We start from the raw sequence: 15,136 nt of genomic DNA, 5'->3' as shown, positions 1-15,136 counted from the left end.
TAAAGATAAAAAGCCTGCGACTCAGGTTAATTTTAACGAAACACAAAATTCCACAGAAATTAGTGGACGTTAAAGAAAGTATATGAGTATTACTAAAAAACTATTTGCGGGATTTAAATATTTGATTTTTCAGGGTGCCATTGAGATTTTGTTAATAATAACAATGGAGTATTTGGGCATTAATACACTTGCTGATTTCTCTAAAAGTAATTTATTGATTGAGAATATAGAAGGCGTAGCTTGGGCAATTGCGATGAAGACGATTATTTTTAGTTTGCTTTATTTGCCACTTTTTCTTATAATTATTTCCTTGTTATCCGGAAAGAAAACGATCAATGCTTCTACGCTTAGCATAGTTAATGCTATATTAAGTGTTTTCTTATTACTGGTGCTTTTTTTAATTAAGCGTTTAGAATTAAGCGAGATGCTTTTTCCTTTAGTTGCAACTTTAATTGCTGCACTCATAATTATCGTTCTAAATATGAAGGTTAAAAAGTAGCCGGTAATGATAATAGTCTTCCCTCAGTAGGATCGCCGTTACAATCCAATTATAGCTATGATGTGCTGAACCGGCTGACAGGTATGCAGGTATCGAGAGAATTGAATACCGTTACGAATATATGGGAACCGGAGGTATTGGACGACTTTAAGGAACGGGTGAGTTATGATGCGAATGGTAATATTCTTAGTTACCGGCGGAATGGTAATCATAGTTTTGCGGGCACTCCGTTAGGGATGGATTCTATGAGATATACATATAAGACGGGGACAAATCAGCTGGATTTTGTGTATGATTCTGTGGGAGCATCTAATTATGAAAATGATATAGATGGTCAGACGGCGGGGAATTATCAATATGACGCTATAGGGAATCTGAGATCAGATCAGGGAGCGGGGATTGATAGTATAGAATGGACAGTTTATGGAAAGATAAGTAGGATAAAGAAATCGAATGGAAGTGAGATCAGGTATACGTATGATGTAGGAGGAAACAGGATCAGTAAGCGGGTGAATGGGGTAGAGACGTGGTATGTACGTGATGCTGCGGGTAATGTGATGAGTATCTATACGAAAGGTGACGGTAGTATTAATAATGGAGCTTTAAGTCAGACAGAAGGGCATTTGTATGGAAGCAGCCGATTGGGTGTTAACGCAGTGAAGGTCAATGTAGAAGATGGGAGTGTGTTACCCGGAGTAAATATGACAGGATTAGGATCAGGAATAAATAATAATTTTACGCGTGGAGAGAAGTCCTTTGAGTTAAGTAATCATTTGGGAAATGTGTTGGTTACGGTGTTAGATCGTAGGGTAGGTATTTCGAAGGATGGGATTTTTGTAGATCATTATGAGCCGGCTATCAGTTCCAGCCAGGAGTATTATCCGTTTGGAATGTTAATGCCGGGGAGGCAATCGAGAGGTGGTTATAGGTATGGGTTTAATGGGAAGGAGAAATCTCACGAAATAAAGGGAGCGGGAAATAGTTATACTGCCGCGTTCTGGGAGTATGATCCGAGAATAGGAAGGAGATGGAATTTAGATCCGAAGCCGACGGTGGGAATGAGTGAATATTCTGTATTCCGAAATGGTCCTATATGGGTTATTGATCCTCTTGGGGATACCACTATTGTGAATAACACAGGGATGATTATATCTAATGATAAGATCGGAAATAGTGTTTACGTACATCATTTTAAGGATAATACTAATTCTTATATTGGTGAAATTGGAGGTAAGATAGATGCCAACGAGATTTTCAAGAATTTGCTTGATGAAAATATAGCTATCTCTAAGGGCTTAGTAAGCCCATGGACATTCCGAAATCTTGTAAAAAATAAAGGAACTTGGGATCTTAAAAAGAATACTGGAACTATTTATGGTTTAGCGAATGCCTTTGATAAAGGAAAAGATAACAAAACACAATTTTCCTTTCAAGGTGAGTTATATACTGCACAGGATTTGGGGAATTATCATTATGGTGCGACAGGCAAAGCATTTTACTTATTCTCAGAACATACATTATTGTTGGAGGCGGGTAAAGCACAGATAGCTGCAGGTACTTCCATGCCTGAATGGCAGAATTATCGGATACAGGTCCATAATGCTGGTCGGGGAGAGCAATATGAGGAAAAAGTACCCTTGCCTCCATAGGGAGATGATCCGCAAGATCAGAATATGATTAAAAGAGGATTTAGATATTATATTTTGGATTATAATAAATCTAAGAAAGACTAAAATTTTATTGAATGAGGAGAATAATTATTGTAGTTGTTATTGTTATATTGTCATTCATTATTTGGAAGCTAGCTAGTTTTAAGATGTTTGATGTAGAAAGTGTTAGCTTATCAAAAATCCCTGTTAAAGGAAAGAATTATGTCATAGAAATAAATTATGTTTCTGCAGGAGCAACGACAGAAGATGTCATTCAAGTAAGAAGGTTATATGAAAATGGGGAATTTGATGTTGTTTGAAATATTAAGGAATATAATAGCTTCGTGAACTCTGATTTAGTAGGAGATAGCGTGCTAGGGTTAGTTGTAAGTGATACTGGTTATTATAAGCGTGGGCCTGACACTATAATGATTAAATTTTAAGAGTTGATTATCTAGTATCAACAACTTAATTGTTAAGTCTTTAAATGAAGGTAATGAAAAGGCTAACCGTAAGGAAGGGCACTGAAAAAGTGCCTCTTTGATAGAACTCAGTTCAAATGCGATTAAGTAAAAGGAATCGTCTTTACTTAATCGCTTTCCTTTTCGTATACTTCCTATAAAATGGTAAAATAATGAATAGGTGGTCAGTAGAGCCCTTGAAAGGGCCAGCAATTTATAGGGTCCCCTTAGTTGGGATAATTAGTATATTGTTTGGATGGATTTGTACAATGATCCACGTTGTTAAGGTGCAGCCAGAGGATATTTGGCTGTATAGAAATACCTCATGGGCAAGATTGTTTATTGATTCGGAACTAGAGCATGTGGCTGAAGATTTCGAAAGGTGAATACATGGAGAAAATAGCTGGTTTTAGTAACGATGGAAAGATGATTGGAGGAGAACAATTATTAAAAAGTGCAAAAGAAGTGACAAATGGTAATTAAGAACGACCTGGAAAATTTTATAAAGCTTATAAATGCCATAACAGATAGGCCAGGGATGTATATGGTTAATAATGTTGAGGACTTGGCGTTAGTGATATTAGGCTATAAGCATGCATGTATCGCAAGCGATCGTGAGTTGTTAGATAAATTAATAGAAGATTTTAGCAAAAGCTTAAATGAAAGGTTTGAGACCAAAGAGGCTATCGAATGGGTAAGGCTAATTAGGTATCATGGGTTTGGTGATGGTAATACACTGAGCCTTTTTAAATTAGCATTTGATGAGTTTATAGCTTTACGGTATTCAGAGCATTAGAGGATGAAACTTTATAAGGTCTTGCATAATACGAAAGCTAACATTAAAGATAATGTAGCAAATCCATTTGGGGCTGTCTCATTTTTATTTATGAGACAGCCCCTTTCTCATTGACTACGTTTTATCATTTTATAATACGAGTGAGTATCATTATTATTTATAAATTGTATGGGAGATAATGAGCCTGCAGGAAATTATGCGCGATACCGGGAGACATTCGAGCAGGTTATTTAATCAGTTACTAAGCTTTAGCCTAGGCTGCCATTGAGTATCAAATTGCTTTAATTCTGCAGATATGTTGCCGAAATTAAAGTTAATATTGACATCATTTGTTTCTGTTGTACATATAATCCCGTAGATAAGTGTGCAAAAGAAACTAATGTTGGTATCATCATCAGCTACAATATGTAATTTTTTCGAAAAGCCAGTAGTTATTGCTTGTTCGGTTAAATATGCAAATTGTATCTGGTTTTTTAAAAATGAAACCTTATTGCCCTTGTGTAAAATAATCTCGAAAAGCTCATTGTTAAAAAGAGCTTTATAGTGAGGCCCTTTTTTGACTTTATAATATAATGTTAGATTATATGGGCTACTGTTATTAGAATATGAGATCAGATATTCTTCATTGAGAGAGAAGGAAATAATATATGGTTTTAACCTTATCAACGAAATGATATTTTCCTCTAAATCAAATAGCAGCCATTTATAACGATACTTTTCAGTTGTTCTGATGCCAGAAAATATGAGGTTATTTTTATTCCAAAACTTGACTTCAAAAGTATTGTAATCCGCAATTAACTCCATGTAAATTAAGATAAGGTTATTACTTATTGAATAGCTTTGAATTTTACATTGTTGATCATAGCATCAAGTGTATACAGTATACACTTGATGCTATGATCGAGTAATTTAGAAAGATCATTCAATCGTTTGAGCATAGAGGGATCTTTTAAAAGTTCCCTGTCTTCAGACTCTCCCAATAAGTATCTCACAGTTGTCTCCCGCACCTCAGCGAGTCTTTTAACGACATCGATAGTAGGCTTCACTTCATCTCGTTCATATTTACCGATAATGGAATGATGCGAGGTTATTTGCCTTGCCAACTCCGACTGGGACAAGCTTTTAGCTTCTTTGGCCTCTCTTGTTTTTTTTCCGAAACTGCTCATATTGGCGCATTTACGGTATTTAAAAGCTTTTTAAGCATTTTTTTTATAAAAATACTGACAAAAAATGAGCTAATAAAACCATAAATATTTTTTCAGTGTTGTCGGACTAAAGTTCTAAGTTAAACTAATATGGGCAGTTCCGAAGAACCGCCCATATTAGTTAAGTTTGAGTTACCACACAAAAACTATAACTAACGATGGGTGATAATAAGAAATTTCCCGGACAGCCTGTTTTGTCACAAATATTGGATGTAATACCAAATTCACCAATACGGTCATTCAATCGGAAACATCAGTTAAACTGCTATTATAAGCGGTTGCCACTAAGAGTTTATATAATAACGCTGCTGTATTGGGTATTCAGTTATTGTAATGGTCTGACGGAATTTTGTGAACGCATGTTGACCAGCGAGGGTAAATGTCCCATTTAGGTCTGGATAAAGCCCCGGCGCGCATTACGATATCGGATGCAAACAACAAACGTAGCTACCAGGTCTTTGAACGATATATTACGGATTGCTGAAGAAATAAATACCATTAATTTATCTCGGACAGCCGCCTGAGTCCTTTGAGTATCCGAAATTTGAGAATTATTGATTGTACAACGATATCCTTGTCCAGTGATATGTTGCAAGGCGTGGGTCGAAACCGATTGGATGGTTTCGGTAAAAGGGCGGAATAAAAGTACACGCGATGATGGATGCATTTAGCGGAGTTATTGAGTTTGTCAGGATCACAACTGCCGTCTGTGACATTGGATGGCGGATTGATAGCAGCAGAGAACTTTACTTATAGCGGTAAAACGCAGGTGGTATTTAGGAAGTTCAATGCAGATAAAACCATCGGGTTATCCAACTGGATGAAGGTGGACAGTAGTCTGATTATGTACCGTGTTTTTCAGCGGACAGACAGTAGTTATGCCGGCAGTGGCGGGTATAATAATGGTGCTTTCCTGCTGTTCACCCAGCCATCAGGTCTGAGAGGTTGTTCAGACCGCGCGGTGAAAGTAACCTTGAATACGCTGAGTACAAGTTATTCAACTACCGATACATTTGCGATCAATTACAAGTGGGAGACGAGTTATATGGTTGATTATAGCGTGACAGCCATTGGCGTACATCCGATCCATAAAAAGATAGGTTGTGATGGCACACTGCAGGGTTGTTATACCTTACATAAGGGTCCATTGTTATGTGGCAATTCAACACCGGTATTTGGGAAAGTGGCTGTGAATAGTGTCACCAATTGTACGGATAATGAGTTCTTTGCGGTGAGTAAGGGGACTGAGATATATAATTCGTACAGGGATTCACTGAATGGCAGTTTTGATGCCGATTACCTGGCGATGGCAATTGCGGGAGGTCAGCAGGAAGTGTTTACGGTGAGTTATAGTACTAGTGAATATCATTATACGCTTAGTTATTATGACCAAGCAGGGAACCTTGTTAAGATCATCCCTCCTGCATGTGTAGTAATCGATCGTTCAACTGACTGGGTGAACAGGGTAAGGGCGGCCAGGGCGGCAGGTACGACAATTGTTCCTCCACATTCAATGGCTACGCAGTTTCGCTATAATACACTAATTCTTAAGGTCGCTCAGATATCACCTGACGGAGGTATCACTCATTTCTGGTATGATAGGCTGGGACGATTAATATTATCTCAGGATGGCAATCAATTGAAAGAAAATAGGTACAGATATATTAGTTATGATAAGATTGGAAGAATAAATGAAATAGGAGAGTTAAGCAGTGCTACGCTAATGAATGATTTTATCAGCCGGGATACTACTTTGTTATTTAATTGGTTGGCAGCTGCATCTACATCCCGGAAAGAGATCGCAAGAACTAATTATGATAATGCTTATAGTTCTTTGTCCGAATTACAGCTAACGCCAGGAAACCTGTGAAATAGAATTTCCTGGACCGCATTATTTAATGATGTAAAAGCATTAGATACCATGGGTTTTGCATCTGCATCCTTTTATAGTTATGATATAGGAGGAAGTGTAGATACAGTTTTACATGACTATAAGCAGGGTATTATGCAACAACAAAATAACCGGTTTAAAAAATTAGTATATCAATATGATTTGATCAGTGGTAAAACAAATCAGTTAGACTATCAACCTGGGCAGAAAGATGCCTTCTATCACAGGTACACCTATGATGCGATAAACAGGGTTACTAATGTAGAGACCAGTCAGGATGGTATTTATTGGGAAAATGATGCTTATTTACCAGTACTATAAGCATGGACTGCTTGCGCGAATAGTCATTGGTCTGCAGCAGGTGCAGGGAATTGACTATGCTTACACTATTGAGGGTGGCATGAAGGGGATAAATAGTACGGCACTTACACCTAAATTTGATATGGGTGAGGATGGTGCTGCTGAAAGTCAGCTAGCAAGAGATGTATTTGGCCTTGGATTGCATTATTACGGTAACAAAGATTATTCTCCTATCAGTTCATCTGTCACACCTTTTGCTGCATCAACAAGTCTTAAGCCAATATTTAATGGTAATATCTCTGCGATTAGTCAAAATGTCTAGTCTCTTATCACTCCATTTGAGTATTCATACAGTTATGATGCGATCAATCGCTTGATAAACATGGATGTAAGTGAAGGGTTTGATAGTTTGACGAATCAATGGACTAATAATCTGACTACACTTGCTGATTTCCAGGAATCGATTAGTTATGATGAAAATGGCAATATCCTTAAATATAAACGAAATGGGAATAACACATTCGCGGGTAGTCCATTAGATATGGATAGTCTAAATTATCATTATCGTCCAGGAACAAATAAACTAGATTATGTACATGACGCAGTAAATGCAAGCAGCTATAGTAACGATGTGGATGATCAGATAGCGGGTAACTATCGATATGACTCTATCGGAAATATAATATCAGATATTCAGGCAGGAATTGACAGATAAAATGGAATATGTATGGTAAGGTGGCTGCTATATATAAACACAACGGGTCTGTTATCTCCTATACATTTGATATGATGGGCCGTCGAATCAGTAAATCAACAGATGGTGTTCAAACCTGGTATGTGCTTGATGCCCGGGGAATGTAGCCAGCGTTTATACATATGGAGATGAAAATATAAATAATGGTCAGTTATCACAAACAGAAAATCATTTGTATGGTGGTAGCAGGTTAGGCTTAGCCACCCTATTTACCAATATGCAGGAATCTACATTATATCCAGTGACTAATATGTCTGGAATTGATGGTGGATTTTCTATTAACTTTATACGTGGGCTAAAATCCTATGAGTTAACGAATCATTTAGGAAATGTACTAGCTACGGTTTCAGATCGAAAAACGGGTATTTCCTATAATAATAGTGTGTTTGATCATTATGAGGCCATTCTTACATCAACTCAGGAGTATTATCCGTTTGGATTTATGATGCCCGGCAGAGGGAGCAGTAGCGCCTATAGATATGGATTTAATGGTCAGAAAAAGAGTGACGAACTGTCTGGAAAAGGCAATCATACGACTGCTGAATTTTGGGAATATGACAGTAGATTAGGAAGAAGGTGGAATATTGACCCTGTAGTAAAACATTATGAAAGTCCGTTCGCAACTTTTGATAACAGACCAATTTGGTTAGGGGATCCTAATGGAATGGATTCAACACAAAGAAATAAGGCGATTCGAAGAGGGAGAGAATATATCGATAAGAAACCTAAGAAGAATACATATGAATATGGAGCTAAAGGTGCTCAGCCAGGTGAAGGTACCATCGATTGTTCAGGATTAATTTCACAGCTTATTATTTATGCAGGTGAAACGGATCCAAATTATGGAAGTACAGGACATGGAGTTTCAAATATCGAACAGAACCTTCCAAGGGTTGATCCAAAAGATGTCGTACCTGGGAATTTAGCGACATTTTATTTCCCTGCTGACGAGGATGCACCGTACCATATTGGTATCATATCAAGTGTTCAACGTGATGAGGCTGGGAATATACAAAGTTTTACACTAATACATTCTTCAGGGTCAATTGGGCTAAATGAAAAAACGGTACCCCTTGATGGAAAGGATTATTATGCCAAACATATATCTGGTTATTTGAAATTTGATATGATACCTGATCCTGTAAAAAAGGTGAATGCAAGTCTTTATTGAAATAGTCTAATTCATAAAATGTTGACTTTTGACAACAAATCTGAGGTAAGTGATTATGCTAATTTAAAAGTATCTACCCTGGGAGCTTTTAGAGCGTTAAAGTCCGGAAATCAAACTCTTTATAATGTGTACATGCGTCAGGTGAACCTTTACAGAAGTAAAATCTATAGCCCGCCGCTATCCAAATAATATTTTATGAAAATTATATTTTATTCGTTTTGTTTTTTAATCATTGGTTGCAATAGTGAAAATAAAGTTAAAGTTGAGCAGGATGTAAAACAGGATACAGATACTGTCAGAAGTAAGGATAGTATAACTTCTCGGGAAGAAATACCTGACCCTGTGAATGCCGATGAGTTAATAAAATCCTGGAACCACAGATATAGGGATACTATTACAATTGATACTGTTTTAAAAAAAGGTGTTGATAATATTCATATAACTTTCAGGCATTATTGCTTATTTGATAGTTCATTAATTGTGCCTGAAGTATATGTTAAGTTGCTTGGTATGAAAAAATTTATATCTAACAACTTTGAATCCTCTATTCGTATAGAAACGAATGATAGTCTTCTAGTTGATACTACAATCGACAAATCAGTTTTTTCGAAAACCTTAATTAATAACAATCATTATGAATTGTTTGATTACGGGGCCTTGCTATTTAATGATATTAAGATTGGTAAAAATGTTTGTAGAATAAATTATCTTATTGAAGTGCCTCTCTCGGATGTAGGGCAATTGTTTTATGTAGATGTTTTTTTTAGTGGCAAGTTAGAACCTGTAGATAGATAGTACATCCAACTCATGAATTAATTTCTAGCAGGTTTGGGATTGGTATTTGATAAAAAATAATGTTGGACATGAATTATTAATAATGGAGCTTTAAGTCAGACAGAAGGGCATTTGTATGGAAGCAGCCGATTGGGTGTTAACGCAGTGAAAGTTAATGTAGAAGATGGGAGTGTGTTACCCGGAGTAAATATGACAGGATTAGGATCAGGAATAAATAATAATTTACGCGTGGAGAGAAGTTCTTTGAGTTAAGTAATCATTTGGGAAATGTGTTGGTTACGGTGTCAGATCGTAGGGTAGGTATTTCGAAGGATGGGATTTTGGTAGATCATTATGAGCCGGCTATCAGTTCCAGCCAGGAGTATTATCCGTTTGGTATGTTAATGCCGGGGAGGCAATCGGGAGGTGGTTATCGTTATGGGTTTAATGGGCAGGAGAAATCTCACGAAATAAAGGGAGCGGGAAATAGTTATACTGCCGCGTTCTGGGAGTATGATCCGAGAATTGGAAGAAGATGGAATATCGATCCTGTAAAAAAAGAGTGGGAAAGTAGTTATGCGTGCTTTAGTAATAACCCTATTGATAGAACTGATGTTAACGGTGATAAGGATACGACCGTAACTACCGCAGATAATAAAGGGGTAGTTATTGGTGATGATATAAAAGCGAGCTTTTTTGCAAAAGACATTAAGTATAGATTGTCTAATCCTAATGGGAAGAATGATGGTGCAGAGTTAAATATTACACCCGGAACAGCGAAAAGCTTTACTGTGGGAGGCAAGGAGTTTGTGGCTAAGTTCAATCCGGAAGCTCTTACATTTTCAGGATATTATGATAAGGATAATAATAAACTGGCATTTGAAGCTGAACAATCATTGTCTAATGATTTCTCCTTAAAATTGATTAGAGCTGATACTCACGCGCATTTGTTTGGGTCGTTAATTGGGAAAAGCCCCGTTCCTAAGTGGTTGATTCAAAAGATTCCATTTGGGCCCTATTCTAGGAATATAATAATAGGTAATGAGTATTCTTCTGTAGCATCATATGCTTCAAGAATTACAGGGCTTAATAAACTTGTTAGTGCTGATTTGGGTGCAGCTCACTTTGGAACTAAGTTTGGTAGAGCACTCCCTGCATATCTAGGTCAGGCTGCGGTTGCTCTTCAAGTTGCTGAAAATACTTATATTAATTATAGAATAGTTACGACAAATCCATCTTTTGAGGAGGTTCAGGAAACTTATAATCATTGGTGGAATCCTATGTTCTTTTTATATAAAAAAATAGAACCTTCCCTTCAGAAGTTAGGTGAAAGATAATTATGGATAAGAATCTTGAACAGTTTATTCGACGGTATTTACGCGAATATTATAATGAAGACGTTGACATAGAGCTTACAGAAGACCTTTCGATTGAAAAAGATCTGGGAATTATAGATGAAGATATCGACGATTTTTTAACTCAGTTTATTACTGAGTTTTCCGTTGACTATAAGAGGTTTGAAAGCAAAAGATATTTTACTACAGAGAGCTGGGTCTTTAGTGTGTTTAGGTTTGTCTTTGGTCAAAGAAAGTGGCTTCCCTTGCCAGTTGATAAATTAGAAACGTTTACAATTGCTCATTTGCAAAAAGCAGTTGAAAATGGTTTTTTGATTTAGATAATGGCAGATGTTGACTCTAAATTAGTGTGCTGTCCATAAAAACTTAAAACAAGCTCTGGTAAAAGCCAGGGCTTGTTTTTAAAGTAAAGTTTGCGCATTTAAAAGTTCAGGGTTACCGTAAGTATTCGGTTCTCGGCATTCCAGAATAAGGATATACAGCCCTTATCTTTGCTGCTGTAATCATGGTATTGGCTAAAAATAAAGTTCTTTGTAATTCGGGGCTAATCTGGTAATTGATGTAGTCAGGTATTTTTCTTTTCCCAATATGGAAGCAGCAGATTAACAAGTTCATGAGCAGGGCAGTCATGAAGGCGGTCATAGATATCGTTAAGATAGATATAAGGATCGATGTTATTGAGTTTGCAAGACTCGATCAGGGAGTAAAAAAGCGCCACTCTCTCTGCTCCATTTTCATTGCCTGCAAAGAGACTATTATTGCGGAAGGTCGTAACGGGTCTGATGGCCCTTTATACGCCATTGTTGTCAGCATCGAGGTATCCAAGGCTTGTAAATGCTTTTAGTTTGTGCCATTTCAAAAAGAATAAAAGATATTGCCCAGTACGTAGTTGATCAAAACTGCAAGCAGTTGCTCGATGATAAAAAATAGCCAATTAGATCTGGTGTCCCGGATGAAGTAATAAGAGATAATATGATGAATACTGGGGCGTTAAGAGAAGTGGTAAAGATGATCAATTTTCTATCCATTAAGGATTTGAATGGCCCAGGAAAAATTAAATGTTTTCTTATGAAAAGGTACAAATTCCTTCTTTGTATTATTTTGGTATTTTACTCATGTAATCACTTTAGATCGGAAGAGAAGCTGGATCAGGTATATAATAGAATTAATGTGACAAATCCATCCTTATTCAGAGATTGGCAGATTTCAAATAGAGACGGGTCTAATCTAGTCAGTTCTCACTACATTCCCTCTGATATGGTTTTTTATGCCTTTATCAGTTATAATGATGGTGATAGTATTATCCTGCGAACAGTATCAAAAGAAGCGCAGGAGACTTTTTGGCTAGATGTAGATAATCCGAATTTCCGTTCAATAAATGGTTTTGATGTTGTAAGAACTTATTTCAATTTAAAAGTTGATCATATTGCTTATTCATCATCTTTAAATGGAATGATTTTTGAAAAAGGCGCTTTTTATTTTGCATATTTGTTTCAACCAATAGATAGTGCGTTTATAGCATCTATACCTTACAAATGTATTAATGGACAATGCTATTATTATGCGCGATGAATAATATAATGATGGGGTTCATTATGAAATAGAGTATTATAGACGGGTGTGGATCCACTTTAATATTTGTTTGCTTTAATAAATGAAATATAATAATGATAGGATTATATTATAGAATTTGGGTGGATTGTATAAAACGTGCAAAATCACAACACAATAGCAAGCGAGATTGGGCAGTAGGTAGTATGATATTTATGTCTATTGCTATGACATCCAATTTCGCTTTGTTTATGGCAATTTTTCAGCGGCATGTAATTAATAATTACTTTTACAAGGTTCATTTTTCATTTTTATCAGGTACTTTAAATACGCTAATCACTTATGTTTTTTTATTTATCGTTCCTTGTGTTCTTTTGAACTACTTGTTGATACAACTGCTACAGTTGTAGGGTTGTTTATGCCTTATATAGGGTATAGTTGGTTTTTACCTATGGCTTATAAAATCTACAAAGTATTACTATTGACGATACTTATAGTGAATGAATATGATGATTGAGGTTTGATGATATATGGTTGTTCGAAAATAAGGATTTCATTAATATCATGTGTAACTATCAATAGTTTGGTAAGTTGTGGTTGTCTCTTTTTATTATTTATGAGCCCCTTTCCCATTAACTACGTTTTACAATTATTATAACGCGGGTGTGTATCATTATACTCTTTACAATTACGGTCAAAACTTTACAATTACGAAAACATGAAAACTGAAGTAAAATAATATACTATGGATATTAAATCTTCTATTAAATTATTTGTTGAGACACTGCAAAAAAGTCCTAGAATGTTTTTTTTTAGAAGAGCCTGATTACAATACCTATAAAATCTACATTAAAGGATTTCTAGCAGCTTTGGGACTGGTATTTGATAAAAAAATAATGTTGGACATGACTTTTGGGTTTCAAAGGAAATTTAAGATTGAAGCGAACATCACTGAATAGAGATGATTCAGCTTCTAAATAAGGATAAATCAGCCGATGAATTGAAAGTTATTTATTTCAAACTTTGTGTGAATACGTTGAAGAAGAATTAAAATGAAAAGGGTTCATCTCGCTTTTGCTTATACCATATTAAGGAGGCTTACATCCCATTTATGAAATAAGTTCTGGTATTTAATAAATACGGCTGTACTTCAAAAATACAGCCGTATTTATTTTATTTAAACAACCATAACTGGTTATTCCCTCCATTATTCTCATACTGTTCCACCGCAGTACCGGGTGTCACTGAAAGGGCAGGAATCTCCAATACCTTGCCACTCTGTACACCGGTGATAGTATAATAGCCACCTGCATTTTTGCTGATGATCCACTGCTGATTCTCACCTCCATTGTAATCATACAATTGCAATGCCGCACCATTCGCCAGCGACTGCCCTTTGATATCAAAAGACTTCCCACTCTGCACCCCGATGATCTTATACCGGTTATTCCCCAGTGAACTTAGTTGCCAGCGTTGATTGCTGCCACCATTCTCTGTATACTGCTGTATAGCCGTTCCACTGGCAGTACCCTGACCTGCAGCATCCAATACGAGACCGCTGTTCTTGTTAACAATTGTATAAGTCCCATCCGGAATCACTGTCGTCCCTTTTACATATGGCGCTAATACCGCCCGCAATAAGCCCGCTATTTTGATATGCCCTGATTCACTTGGATGCAGGTTGTCTGTGAGATAATCAGAAGTAGATTGTGTAATCCAGCCTTCGGTATTTACATAATGCACCTTCTTATCACCAGCGGCAATACGTGCCGCTACTGCTGCGGCAGTAGGTTGTGCCCTGATGCCCAGGAAAGTACGAAGTACAAAAATCTCTGCCTGCGGGAACTTCGTTCTGATACTGCCTAATAAATACTCGTATACAGCCTGGAAAGTGCTGTCTGAATCTTCATAATCACTATCATTCGTACCCAGGTTCAGTACAATTGCTTTCGGTGTATACCTTGAAAAATCCCATGCTATACGGGGTGAATAATTCGGTGGCTGTAATTTGAAATACTGGCTATCCATGGCGACCCCATGTCGCGGACTGCTGACGAGGGCAATACCAGGGTACGCGATTTGTGTATGCTCGGTACCTAATGCTTCGGAACAAATCCAGGCATAGTCCGATACATTGGCCTGGTCATCGAGGTAGCCGGCAGTGATGGAATCACCGATATATTCGATGAGGTAGTCAGATGCAGCTGGTTTGCTGGTAGTAGCCCCCGGATCCAGGATCAGGCCCTGGAAACTGAATAGATAGTCGTAGTCCTTTCCCTGTGCAATACTGAGGGTATGATTCCCGGCAGAAAGCGGGGAAGGTGTAAGGTTGATGACTCCCTTAGTGCCTCCTGCATCTTTGTAGGATATCCATGGACCGCCATCTATGCTGGCATAGAAGTTACTGATATTTGCGGTTTGCAGCTTTACGGTGGTACCTGTAAAGTTGACTTTGATATAGGCTCCACCCCAGTAGGCGTTAAATTTTGTGCTGTCGCTGAAATCCCATCTGCCAAAGTAAAGGATGTTGGTGTCTTTGAGACTGCCATAGCCCGTTGCCGGGGCCGCGAAAGCCAGTTGATCTGCTTTGAGCATATTGTCGTCATTTGCGCCCTTCGGGGTGCAGGCACCAAGAAGAAGGGTGAGCAATATTAGGATATAATTGCGTAGCATTGGTCAGGTTATTTTAATAAGGGTATTTGCACATTGAAATCTCCTATCCAGGAATTT

19 protein-coding genes are annotated in these 15,136 nt (G+C 37.3%); 15 read left to right on the top strand and 4 right to left on the bottom strand.

Features of this window, described 5'->3' with window-relative positions; genetic code table 11:
- Positions 1-82: 82 nt before the first annotated feature.
- The 5 genes from DXN04_RS21950 (at position 83) to DXN04_RS21935 (ending at position 3,405) form a co-directional block, all read left to right on the top strand.
- Positions 83-499, top strand: a complete 417-nt coding sequence (locus tag DXN04_RS21950) for a hypothetical protein (protein ID WP_116855552.1) — start codon at positions 83-85, stop codon at positions 497-499.
- A 62-nt stretch (positions 500-561) separates the two neighbouring features.
- Positions 562-2,148 (top strand): polymorphic toxin type 44 domain-containing protein, encoded by a 1,587-nt coding sequence (locus DXN04_RS21945; protein ID WP_147320024.1) that lies wholly within the window; start codon positions 562-564, stop codon positions 2,146-2,148.
- 95 nt (positions 2,149-2,243) lie between these two features.
- A complete protein-coding gene (locus DXN04_RS21940) occupies positions 2,244-2,468 on the top strand; it encodes a hypothetical protein (protein WP_116855550.1) in 225 nt (74 codons plus the stop codon).
- 501 nt (positions 2,469-2,969) lie between these two features.
- The gene (locus DXN04_RS35640; RefSeq protein ID WP_262512514.1) at positions 2,970-3,092 is read left to right on the top strand and encodes a hypothetical protein; all 123 of its coding nucleotides are present in this window, start codon (positions 2,970-2,972) and stop codon (positions 3,090-3,092) included.
- Positions 3,082-3,405, top strand: a complete 324-nt coding sequence (locus DXN04_RS21935; protein ID WP_116855549.1) for a hypothetical protein — start codon at positions 3,082-3,084, stop codon at positions 3,403-3,405. The genes DXN04_RS35640 and DXN04_RS21935 overlap by 11 nt, the downstream gene beginning before the upstream one ends.
- A 234-nt stretch (positions 3,406-3,639) precedes the next feature.
- On the opposite strand, the gene DXN04_RS21930 is transcribed toward DXN04_RS21935, so the two are convergent.
- Entirely contained in the window at positions 3,640-4,209 is a 570-nt protein-coding gene (locus DXN04_RS21930; RefSeq protein WP_116855548.1) for a hypothetical protein, read from the bottom strand.
- A gap of 23 nt (positions 4,210-4,232) precedes the next feature.
- Positions 4,233-4,571 (bottom strand): helix-turn-helix domain-containing protein, encoded by a 339-nt coding sequence (locus tag DXN04_RS21925; protein WP_116855547.1) that lies wholly within the window; start codon positions 4,569-4,571, stop codon positions 4,233-4,235.
- A gap of 197 nt (positions 4,572-4,768) precedes the next feature.
- Here DXN04_RS21925 and DXN04_RS35845 point away from each other — a divergent pair, with 197 nt between their 5' ends.
- The 9 genes from DXN04_RS35845 (at position 4,769) to DXN04_RS21880 (ending at position 11,175) form a co-directional block, all read left to right on the top strand.
- Positions 4,769-5,002, top strand: coding sequence for a DUF4372 domain-containing protein (locus DXN04_RS35845; protein ID WP_116855546.1), 234 nt, complete (start codon positions 4,769-4,771; stop codon positions 5,000-5,002).
- 269 nt (positions 5,003-5,271) lie between these two features.
- The gene (locus DXN04_RS21915; protein ID WP_147320023.1) at positions 5,272-6,480 is read left to right on the top strand and encodes a hypothetical protein; all 1,209 of its coding nucleotides are present in this window, start codon (positions 5,272-5,274) and stop codon (positions 6,478-6,480) included.
- A gap of 51 nt (positions 6,481-6,531) precedes the next feature.
- Entirely contained in the window at positions 6,532-6,822 is a 291-nt protein-coding gene (locus tag DXN04_RS21910) for a hypothetical protein (RefSeq protein ID WP_116855544.1), read from the top strand.
- Positions 6,797-7,123 (top strand): hypothetical protein, encoded by a 327-nt coding sequence (locus tag DXN04_RS21905; RefSeq protein WP_147320022.1) that lies wholly within the window; start codon positions 6,797-6,799, stop codon positions 7,121-7,123. Before DXN04_RS21910 ends, DXN04_RS21905 begins: the two co-directional genes overlap by 26 nt.
- A 60-nt stretch (positions 7,124-7,183) precedes the next feature.
- A complete protein-coding gene (locus DXN04_RS21900; protein WP_147320021.1) occupies positions 7,184-7,516 on the top strand; it encodes a hypothetical protein in 333 nt (110 codons plus the stop codon).
- Positions 7,517-7,772: 256 nt separating this feature from the next.
- Positions 7,773-8,726 (top strand): NlpC/P60 family protein, encoded by a 954-nt coding sequence (locus tag DXN04_RS21895; RefSeq protein ID WP_116855541.1) that lies wholly within the window; start codon positions 7,773-7,775, stop codon positions 8,724-8,726.
- A 195-nt stretch (positions 8,727-8,921) separates the two neighbouring features.
- Entirely contained in the window at positions 8,922-9,521 is a 600-nt protein-coding gene (locus DXN04_RS21890; protein WP_116855540.1) for a hypothetical protein, read from the top strand.
- Positions 9,522-9,781: 260 nt separating this feature from the next.
- Entirely contained in the window at positions 9,782-10,837 is a 1,056-nt protein-coding gene (locus DXN04_RS21885) for a hypothetical protein (protein ID WP_116855539.1), read from the top strand.
- Positions 10,838-10,839: 2 nt separating this feature from the next.
- Complete coding sequence (locus DXN04_RS21880; protein WP_116855538.1) at positions 10,840-11,175, top strand: DUF1493 family protein; 336 nt, start codon at positions 10,840-10,842, stop codon at positions 11,173-11,175.
- 245 nt (positions 11,176-11,420) lie between these two features.
- Here the strand turns inward: DXN04_RS21880 and DXN04_RS35840 are convergent, their stop codons facing one another.
- Complete coding sequence (locus DXN04_RS35840; protein WP_158569105.1) at positions 11,421-11,573, bottom strand: transposase domain-containing protein; 153 nt, start codon at positions 11,571-11,573, stop codon at positions 11,421-11,423.
- Positions 11,574-12,025: 452 nt separating this feature from the next.
- Here DXN04_RS35840 and DXN04_RS21870 point away from each other — a divergent pair, with 452 nt between their 5' ends.
- Positions 12,026-12,427, top strand: coding sequence for a hypothetical protein (locus tag DXN04_RS21870; protein WP_147320020.1), 402 nt, complete (start codon positions 12,026-12,028; stop codon positions 12,425-12,427).
- A 1,152-nt stretch (positions 12,428-13,579) separates the two neighbouring features.
- On the opposite strand, the gene DXN04_RS21855 is transcribed toward DXN04_RS21870, so the two are convergent.
- Positions 13,580-15,079, bottom strand: a complete 1,500-nt coding sequence (locus DXN04_RS21855) for an RICIN domain-containing protein (RefSeq protein ID WP_116855533.1) — start codon at positions 15,077-15,079, stop codon at positions 13,580-13,582.
- Between the last annotated feature and the right edge of the window lie 57 nt (positions 15,080-15,136).

The organism is Chitinophaga silvisoli (assembly GCF_003412465.1).
Classification (GTDB): Bacteria; Bacteroidota; Bacteroidia; order Chitinophagales; family Chitinophagaceae; genus Chitinophaga; species Chitinophaga silvisoli.
The sequence above is the reverse complement of the archived record's forward strand: the minus strand, read 5'-3'. Positions and strand labels throughout refer to the sequence as shown.